The 9,011-nt window shown below is 58.3% G+C and carries 8 protein-coding genes; all 8 read left to right on the top strand.

From position 1 onward, the window contains the following. Positions 1 to 248: 248 nt before the first annotated feature. The 8 genes from ENN40_08435 (at position 249) to ENN40_08400 (ending at position 8,838) form a co-directional block, all read left to right on the top strand. Positions 249 to 629 carry a GntR family transcriptional regulator gene (locus ENN40_08435; protein ID HDP95369.1) on the top strand — a complete coding sequence of 127 codons (381 nt, stop codon included), beginning with the start codon at positions 249 to 251 and terminating at the stop codon, positions 627 to 629. After that, complete coding sequence (locus ENN40_08430; GenBank protein HDP95368.1) at positions 626 to 1,579, top strand: slipin family protein; 954 nt, start codon at positions 626 to 628, stop codon at positions 1,577 to 1,579. Before ENN40_08435 ends, ENN40_08430 begins: the two co-directional genes overlap by 4 nt. Then, positions 1,576 to 2,721, top strand: a complete 1,146-nt coding sequence (locus ENN40_08425) for a hypothetical protein (protein ID HDP95367.1) — start codon at positions 1,576 to 1,578, stop codon at positions 2,719 to 2,721. The genes ENN40_08430 and ENN40_08425 overlap by 4 nt, the downstream gene beginning before the upstream one ends. Before the next feature lie 35 nt (positions 2,722 to 2,756). Then, positions 2,757 to 3,473: an ABC transporter ATP-binding protein gene (locus ENN40_08420; GenBank protein ID HDP95366.1), complete on the top strand. Its 717-nt coding sequence runs from the start codon at positions 2,757 to 2,759 to the stop codon at positions 3,471 to 3,473. Then, entirely contained in the window at positions 3,470 to 4,642 is a 1,173-nt protein-coding gene (locus ENN40_08415; protein HDP95365.1) for an FtsX-like permease family protein, read from the top strand. The genes ENN40_08420 and ENN40_08415 overlap by 4 nt, the downstream gene beginning before the upstream one ends. Beyond that, the gene (locus ENN40_08410; protein ID HDP95364.1) at positions 4,639 to 5,913 is read left to right on the top strand and encodes an ABC transporter permease; all 1,275 of its coding nucleotides are present in this window, start codon (positions 4,639 to 4,641) and stop codon (positions 5,911 to 5,913) included. Before ENN40_08415 ends, ENN40_08410 begins: the two co-directional genes overlap by 4 nt. Continuing rightward, positions 5,910 to 6,647, top strand: coding sequence for an outer membrane lipoprotein-sorting protein (locus ENN40_08405; protein ID HDP95363.1), 738 nt, complete (start codon positions 5,910 to 5,912; stop codon positions 6,645 to 6,647). The genes ENN40_08410 and ENN40_08405 overlap by 4 nt, the downstream gene beginning before the upstream one ends. Positions 6,648 to 6,708: 61 nt before the next feature. Continuing rightward, positions 6,709 to 8,838, top strand: coding sequence for a S9 family peptidase (locus ENN40_08400; GenBank protein HDP95362.1), 2,130 nt, complete (start codon positions 6,709 to 6,711; stop codon positions 8,836 to 8,838). The last annotated feature ends 173 nt before the right edge of the window (positions 8,839 to 9,011 follow it).

The raw sequence follows: 9,011 nt of genomic DNA, 5'->3' as shown, positions 1-9,011 counted from the left end.
AGACCATGGGTCCCCGGAACCTACGTTTGCGTTCACTTATGCTTTATGCCCTGCGGGTACTCATACTCACAACCGCTTACCAATTACCAATGTGTATTTACCCACACAAAACGTAATAGATCCCAACTTTTCAACTCTCCAACTTTAATTGTATTGACAAACAGGCAAAGATACATATAATGTAATATTGTACTAGTACTCTAGTAGATTAGAATAATGAAAGACACAGCGTCAACAGGTAATACGACATGATCCGCTTCGTGCTCGACCCCAAGAGCGGCGTTCCCTTCTACCGCCAGATCATCGACCAGATCCGTTACGGCATCGCCAGCGGCAGCCTGGAAGCGGGCGAACAACTGCCCACCGCTCGGGCCCTGGCCGTGGAACTGAAAATCAACCTGAACACGGTGATCAAAGCCTACAAGGAACTGGAAATCCAGGACGTATTGCAAACGCAGCAGGGATCGGGCACCTTCGTGGGCGGGATCCGTGTCCAGATTCCGGATAGGGAAAAATCAGCCAGGCTGAAGGATATCTGCACCGAATTTGTCAATATCGCCGCCAGTTACGGTTTTACCCCTGAACAATTGGTCCAGGAACTGCAGCGGTGTCGCGGAGGGAAAAAATGAAAAATTGGATGCAAGATCGAAAGCTCATCAATACCGTGTCCCTTGCCCTGCTCATGATCACGTTCGCGGCATTTGGATTACTTACTTACCTGAAAATCATTACCGGTATTACCGTACCCCTGATCGCAATCGCCGCGGCCCTGGCGATCGCCTCGTCGATCCGCATCGCGGACCAATGGGAGAAGGCGGTGGTGCTGCGCATGGGAAAATTCAGGCGCCTGAGGGGACCCGGACCGTTCCTGGTGATCCCCGTGATCGACCGGGTGTACAAGTACATCGACCAGCGTGTACGGGTCACTGACTTCCAGGCGGAGAAAGCGCTGACCAAGGACACGGTGCCGGTCAACGTGGATGCCGTGGTGTACTGGATGGTCTGGGACGCTGAGAAAGCCGCCCTGGAAGTCTGCCGATACAAGGAAGCGGTGGCCTACCTGGCCCAGACGGGGCTTCGGGACACGATCGGCCGCCACGAACTGGCCGATTTGCTTCAGAACCGGGAAAAAATCGCCGCTTCTCTTCAGGAGAGCCTGGACGAGTACACCAACCCATGGGGCATCACCTGCCAGCACGTGGGCATCAAGGACATCATCATCCCGGTCAACCTGGCCAATGCCATGAGCAAGCGCGCCCAGGCGGAACGGGAGCGCCAGGCCCGGGTGATCCTGGGGACCGCGGAAACAGAGATCGCTGAAAAATTCGCTCAAGCCAGCCGCGAATACATAAACAACCCCGTGGCCCTGCAACTGCGCGGCATGAACATGCTTTACGAGGGTTTGAAAGAGAAGGGATCGCTGGTAATCGTGCCCAGCTCGGCCCTGGAAACCATGAACCTGGGCGCAATCAGCGGCATGACCGCCCTGGCTGATTCCAGGCAGGCGCAGGCGGAGCCGCGAGTATCGAATACGCTTACAGGTTCGGACCCGGAAAAAAAGGAGGCGGTTGAAAAATGATGTTTCGGCCGCTGATCCTCCGCCTGTCGGCCGTTTTCGTATTGGCAGCAGCCATGCTGCCCGGCCGGGGGCTCGACCTCACCTTCCGGGGCCAGTTTAACGCCTGGCTGATCGGAAACATCGAAAGCGCGCTGATTTCGCAGGCCGGATTTCAATACATCCCGGAGTTGACCCTGAACCGGGAATGGGGAGGCGGGCTGACTTTGGACGCGGTATTCTCTTTGGACGCCGGCACAACCGGCGAGCACCGCCCCGATGAAAAAGCGGCTGTGACGGGTGACCTCGAGCCCTACCGGCTGTGGACGCGCCTGGCGGGCAACCGCTTCGAAGTACGCGTCGGGTTGCAGAAAATCAATTTCGGTTCTGCCACCCTGTTCCGTCCCCTGATGTGGTTCGACCACATCGATCCCCGGGATCCACTTAAACGCACCAGGGGCGTCAAAGGGCTGTTGTTTCGCTACTATTTCCCGGGCAACGCCAATATCTGGTTCTGGGGCCTGCTGGGCAGCCGGGTGACCAAGGGCTGGGAAACCCTGCCGACGCCCGGGGGAAAAATCGAGCTCGGGGGACGGCTACAACTGCCGCTACCCTCCGGTGAAGCCGCTTTCACGTACCATCACCGCCACGCGGACCTTTCGGGAACATTGGAAGCGCCGCAGGCCATGCCGCTCGGGGAACACCGCTTCGCCCTGGATTGCAAGCTGGATGTGGCTGTCGGGCTGTGGTTCGAGCTGGCCGCGATCCAACGCGACACGAACCTGCCGCTGCTGCGTCACCAGCGCATGTGGACCGTGGGCACAGACTACACCTTCGCCTGGGGAAACGGTCTGCATGTCCTGGCGGAGTATTCGCAAACGGCGTGGGCGGACCGCCTGTTCGGCAGTGGTGAACACACCCGCATCCTGGGTTTGATGATGAATTACCCCATCGGCCTGCTCGACCAGGTATCCGGTGTCTACTACTGGAATCCCGGGCAACACAACCATTACCTGTGGGTGAACTGGCAGCGGACCAGTGATCACTGGCAATTCCACTTCACATTATTTCTGAATCCCGAAGCGGAAACCAGGAATCCGGCCCGGGATCCGGCCGCGGGGTTCTCCGGCAACGGATTCCGCGTCATGGTCGTATTCAATCACTGAATGGAGAAAAGAAAATGGATGAGCAAAGAACTGATATGAACAACAATTCGAACCCGATCATCATCCGCACGGATCATGTGCGCAAAACCTTCCCCATGGGACCCACCACCCTGGTGGCCCTGGACGATATCAGTCTGGATTTCAAGCGCGGCGGGTTCGCGGGCCTGGTGGGACCCAGCGGATCCGGCAAAACCACGCTGCTCAACATCATCGGTTCTCTGGACGTTCCTACCTCGGGCAACGCGATGGTCCTGGGGCGGCGGGTGGAATCCCTTTCCCATAAGCAGTCCGCCGCCCTGCGCAACCGCCATATCGGGTTTATCTTCCAGACCTTCAACCTGCTGCCCGTGTACACGGTTTTTGAGAACGTGGAGTTCCCCCTGTTGTTGCAGAACCTTGCGGGTTCACGGCGACGCAAACTGGTCATGGACGCCCTGGAATGGGTCGGCCTGGCGGACCGGGCGGATTCCAGGCCCGGACAACTCTCCGGGGGCCAGAGCCAGCGCGTGGCCATCGCCCGGGCGGTGGTTAAAAAGCCGGAGCTGGTGCTGGCGGACGAACCCACGGCCAACCTGGATGCAAAAAACTCCCACCACATCATGCGAACCATGGTGCACTTGAACGAAAATCTGGGTATAACCTTCATCTTCGCCACCCACGACGAAAAAGTCATGGGTTACCTGAAGCGCGAGATCACCCTGAACGACGGCCGGGTTGCCCAGGACCGCGCCATAGCGGGGAGGACGACATGATCATTCCGCGACTCGCTTTCCGCAACGTCTGGGGAGCCGGCCTGCGCACCTGGCTCAACGTCATATCTCTCTCTTTCGCCTTCGTGGCCATCATTTTCCTGCAGGGATTGTACAACGGCATGAGCCGCCAGGTGGAAAAAGCCACCATGGATGCCCAGTATGCCGGTGGTCACTACTGGCAGGAAGACTACGATCCCTACGACCCCCTGACCCTGGACGACGCCCACGCCGTTGTCCCCCCCGCGCTGGCGGATCAGGTGGCCGCCGGTGACGCGGTTCCCATCCTGGTGCGACCGGCCACCATCTATCCCAACGGGCGCTTTCAGAACGCCCTTCTCAAAGGTATTCCCCCGGACCAGTCCGTACTGACCATCCCCACCCACGTACTTTCAGGCGATGAAACCGGCATTCCGGCGTTGATCGGCCATCGCATGGCACGCACCACCGGCCTGGTAAAGGGAGACTACGTCACCGTGCGCTGGCGGGATGCCGGAGGAACTTTCGATGCCGACGAGATCCGCATCGCAGAAGTAATGCAGACTGATGTTTCAGGTATTGACTTCGGGCAGTTGTGGATTCCCCTGGAAAAACTGCGGGCCATGACGACCATGCCCGGGCAGGCCACCTTCATGGTGCTGCGCAGGGGCTCGCCATTCAAGGAGTCCGTGCCGGGCTGGAAACACAGGGACCTGGATTTCCTCCTAAAGGATCTGCGGGCCCTTTTCATGTCCAAGTCCCTGGGAGGAAGTGTATTCTACATTGTGTTGCTGCTGCTGGCCATGCTGGCCATCTTCAACACCCAGGTGTTGTCGGTATTCCGCCGCCGAAAAGAGATGGGGACGCTCATGGCACTGGGCATGACCCGGCAAAAAGTGATCGCCCTGTTTACCCTGGAGGGCGCCATGTACGCCGTGCTGGCGGGACTGGCCGCCGCGGTGTACGGGTTGCCCCTGTTGTTGTATATGGCCACGCATGGCTTCGGCCTGCCGGAAGCCACGGACAACTTCGGTTTCGCCATGGGCAACCGCATCTTCCCGACCTATACCGCCGGCCTGATCCTGGGCACGACCCTGCTGGTCCTTGTTGTGACCACCGTAGTCAGCTACCTGCCCACCCGAAAAATCGCCAAGTTGAATCCCACGGATGCACTAAAGGGGAAACGGCCATGATCCGCTTTTTAATGAAGGGCTTGTTGCGGGACCGTTCGCGTTCCCTGTTTCCGCTACTCACGGTTTTTCTCGGCGTGGTGCTGGCGGTTTTCTTTTACTCCTTCATTCAGGGCGTTATGTCGGACATGCTCACAACCACCGCCCATTTCCAGACCGGCCATGTGCGTGTCATGACCCGGGCCTACGCACAGGAGGCGGACCAGGCCCCCCTGGACCTGTCACTCGTGGGAGTGGACAGGTTGATGGGTGATTTGCGGGAGACATACCCCGACACGATCTGGGTGCCACGCATCCATTTCGGGGGCCTGATCGACGTGCCCGACGAACAGGGTGAAACCAGGGCCCAGGGCCCGGTGACGGGAATGGCCGTCAACCTGCGGGCGAAATCCAGCCCGGAACACAAGTTGCTCAACATCCGCGACTCTCTGGTTCGCGGAGCCATGCCCGCGAAACGCAATGAAATCCTTTTGGGTGATGCATTCGCACGCAAACTGGAAGTGGATCCCGGAGACACGGTCACCCTGATCAGCTCCACCATGTTCGGCAGCATGGCCATGGCAAACTTCACCATCTCCGGAACCGTCCATTTCGGTATCGCCCCCATGGACAGGGGCGCCATGATCGCCGACATCTTTGACATCCGCTATGCCCTGGACATGGAGGACGCGGCGGGGGAGATCCTGGGATTCCTGCCGGACGACATCTATGACGATGAGCGGGCCACGGCCATGGTCGCGGGCTTCAACCGCGAGTACGGCAAATCGGAAGATCCGTTCTCTCCGCGCATGGGCACGTTACCCGAGGAAAGCGGTCTGGAGATGTATTTCCACATGATGAAAGCCATGGGCTTCATTATTGTCCTTATTTTCCTGGTGGCCATGTCCCTCGTATTGTGGAACGCCGGCCTGATGGGCAGCCTGCGGCGGTACGGAGAAATCGGCGTGCGCCTGGCCATCGGGGAAGACAAAGGGCACGTGTACCTCACCCTGGTCATGGAGTCACTGATGATCGGCGTGGCCGGATCCATACTGGGCACCCTGTGCGGGGTCGGATTGGCCTACCTGATGCAGATTCACGGCATCGATTTCGGTTCCATCACCCGCAACTCGTCCCTGATGATATCCAACGTCTACCGGGCGCGTGTCACCACCGGCAGTTTCCTCGTGGGCCTGGCACCGGGGATCCTGTCCACCCTGCTGGGCACGGCCATCGCCGGAATCGGTATTTTCAAGCGCCAGACCTCGCAACTGTTCAAGGAGCTGGAAACATGAAAACTCTCCATGCCATCGCATTGGTCATTATGCCCATCGGGCTTCTCGCCCAAACGCCGTCCGCCGCAGAGATCCTGCGCCGCGTCGACGCCAATATCCTGGCGGACAGCAAAATCGTGGAATCGAAAATGATCATCCACGGCCGCCGCGGCACGCGCACCGTAGTGGCCAAATCCTGGCAACGCGGGGGCACCGACTCCTTTACCGAGTACCTTTCCCCGCCGCGGGAAAAAGGCACCAAGATGCTCAAACTGGGCGACCGGCTCTGGACCTACTCACCGGCCACGGACCGCACCATCCTCATCAGCGGCCACATGCTGCGCCAGTCCGTCATGGGCTCGGACCTCTCCTACGAAGACATGATGGAGGATCCCTCCCTGGAAAACACCTACGACGCAAGTATCGCCGGCAGCGAAGAAATCGCGGGCCGCCCGGCCTGGATCCTGGACCTGAAGGCGAAGTCTGGCGATGTGGCTTACGACAAGCGGCGCATCTGGGTGGACAGGGAACGGTTCATCATCCTCAGGGAGAACCTCTACGCCAAGAGCGGTAAACTGCTCAAACAGGTGACCATCGAGGAAGTGGAACGGGTCGATGACCGCTGGGTGGCCCGTTCCCTGACATTCAAGGACATGCTCAAGCACGGAGACGGCACGCGCATGCTGGTTGAGTCAATCCACTTCAACCCGGATATCCCGGACCACATCTTTTCCAAGGCCGCCCTGCGCAGATAGTCCACCAGGTGTGAAAACCGGCGGCTCCAATGTTGCGTATCAAGTCCCTGGAGGGTTTGCCATGAAAAATCTGATTGGAGCTTTGTGTGTTGTTTTGTGCCTGTTGGCCGTGGCGGTTTCAGCCCCGGCACAGAAAGCGGTTGCCACAAACGCCGCCAAAGAAAAGACCGAGGTCGAAGACCCCTACCTGTGGCTGGAAGAAGTTCTTGGCGGGCCGGCATTGACCTGGGTGCGCGCCTGCAACGCGGCATCCAGCCTGGAACTGGCATCGGGAAAAGATTTTCAACAATTGAAAGAGGAATTGCGGAAAATCATGGATTCCAACGCCCGTATCCCATTCGTTTCCAAGCGCGGCGAATACTACTACAACTTCTGGAGAGACGCAAAGCATCCCCGCGGCATCTGGCGCCGCAGCACGCCTGAGGAGTATCGCAAGGCCGACCCCGAGTGGGAGGTGATACTGGATGTGGATGCCCTCAATAAGGCGGAAAACATGAACTGGGTGTGGAAAGGCGCTGATATCCTGAAAGCCGGCGGTTACCGGCACATGTTGGTCAATCTCTCCCGCGGAGGCGCGGACGCCACCGAAGTGCGCGAATTCGATATAGAAACAAAGGCATTCGTAGAAGACGGCTTCCGTTTGCCCGAAGCCAAGGGCGGCATGAGCTGGATTGACAAGGATTCCGTGTACGTAGCCACGGATTTCGGGCCGGACACGCTCACCACCTCGGGCTACCCCCGCATCGTAAAGTTGTGGAAACGGGGTACCCCGCTTGCCGAAGCAGAAATCGTATTCCAGGGCGAAAAAACCGACATGAGCGTGGGCGCTTACTACGACGACACCAAAGGTTACGAACGTCATTTCGTTTACCAGACACCGGCCTTCTATAAGAACCGGGTTTTTTTGAGGCAGGATGACGGCAAACTGGTCCGCATCGAAGTGCCGGAAGACGCCAATGCCGGAGTTCATCGGCAATGGTTGATGGTGACCCTGCGCAGCGCCTGGCAAACGGGAGGCAGCACTTACCCCTCGGGCAGCCTGATCACCATCAAGTTCAGTGATTTCATGCAGGGCAAACGGAATTTTTCGCTGCTCTATGAACCGGCGGAAAACAATTCGCTCTCCGGCACCAGTTGGACAAAAAACCACCTGATTCTCAACATCATGGAAGATGTAAAAAGCAAGCTGGTGGTTTTGACCCCCACAGACGGGAAATGGAAACAGGCGGTCTTCACGGGCGCACCGGAAAATGTTGAAGCGCGAGCATGGGGCATCGACAGCGATGAGAGCGACGATTACTTCATGACCGTTACGGGGTTTCTTACCCCCAGCAGCTTGTATTGGGGAACCATTGGCGAAACACCCGTTCAGATCAAATCTACCCCGGCTTTTTTTGACGCATCTGATATGGAAGTGAGCCAGCATTTCACCGTCAGCCAAGATGGTACCCGAATTCCCTATTTCCAGGTGAACCGCAAAGACCTGAAAGCGGACGGGAAAAACCCGACCCTGCTGTATGGATACGGCGGTTTTGAAATCCCCATGACGCCGGGCTACGGAGCTACCACGGGACGCGCCTGGCTGGAACCGGGCGGCGTGTACGTTTTGGCCAACATCCGCGGCGGCGGGGAGTACGGGCCGCGCTGGCACCAGGCGGCTTTAAAGGAAAAGCGGCACAAGGCTTTTGAAGATTTTGCGGCGGTCGCCAAAGACCTGTTCAAGCGCGGCATTACCTCTCCTGACCACCTGGGCGCAATGGGCGGCAGCAACGGCGGCCTGCTCGTGGGCAACATGATCACCCTTTACCCCGAGTTGTTCAAGGCCATTGTCTGCCAGGTGCCGCTGCTCGACATGAAACGCTACAACAAGCTGCTGGCCGGCGCCAGTTGGATGGCCGAGTACGGTAACCCGGACAAGCCCGAAGAATGGGCGTTCCTGAAAAACTATTCTCCTTACCACAACCTGAAAGAAGGGGTGAAATATCCCGGCACGCTGTTTACCACTTCCACCCGCGATGACCGGGTCCACCCGGGGCATGCGCGCAAGATGATGGCCAGAATGCAGGCCATGGGCCAGGACGTGCGCTATTACGAGAACACCGAAGGCGGACACGGCGGCGCCGCGGACAACAGCCAGCGAGCGTACATGTGGGCCATCTCCTACAACTTCCTGTGGCGGCAACTGCGCTGAACCCGGATTATCCGGATTATAAGGAATAAAGAATGGTTCTCTTCCATTTTGTGTGGGTAAATCCGCATAGATGATGAGCGAGAAATTGTTGTGATGAGTACCCAGAGGGCATACATACCCGCAGGGCATAAAGCATAAGCGAACGCAAACGGCAGGTTCCGGGGACCCATGGT

Source organism: Candidatus Aminicenantes bacterium (assembly GCA_011049425.1).
Lineage (GTDB): Bacteria > Acidobacteriota > Aminicenantia > UBA2199 > UBA2199 > UBA876.
This window is presented reverse-complemented; position numbering and strand designations above follow the sequence as displayed.

Coding starts and splice junctions, on each gene's coding strand:
- ENN40_08405 (HDP95363.1), top strand. CDS start 5,910: ATGAAAACTCTCCATGCCATCGCATTGGTCATTATGCCCATCGGGCTT.
- ENN40_08415 (HDP95365.1), top strand. CDS start 3,470: ATGATCATTCCGCGACTCGCTTTCCGCAACGTCTGGGGAGCCGGCCTG.
- ENN40_08425 (HDP95367.1), top strand. CDS start 1,576: ATGATGTTTCGGCCGCTGATCCTCCGCCTGTCGGCCGTTTTCGTATTG.
- ENN40_08410 (HDP95364.1), top strand. CDS start 4,639: ATGATCCGCTTTTTAATGAAGGGCTTGTTGCGGGACCGTTCGCGTTCC.
- ENN40_08435 (HDP95369.1), top strand. CDS start 249: ATGATCCGCTTCGTGCTCGACCCCAAGAGCGGCGTTCCCTTCTACCGC.
- ENN40_08400 (HDP95362.1), top strand. CDS start 6,709: ATGAAAAATCTGATTGGAGCTTTGTGTGTTGTTTTGTGCCTGTTGGCC.
- ENN40_08430 (HDP95368.1), top strand. CDS start 626: ATGAAAAATTGGATGCAAGATCGAAAGCTCATCAATACCGTGTCCCTT.
- ENN40_08420 (HDP95366.1), top strand. CDS start 2,757: ATGAACAACAATTCGAACCCGATCATCATCCGCACGGATCATGTGCGC.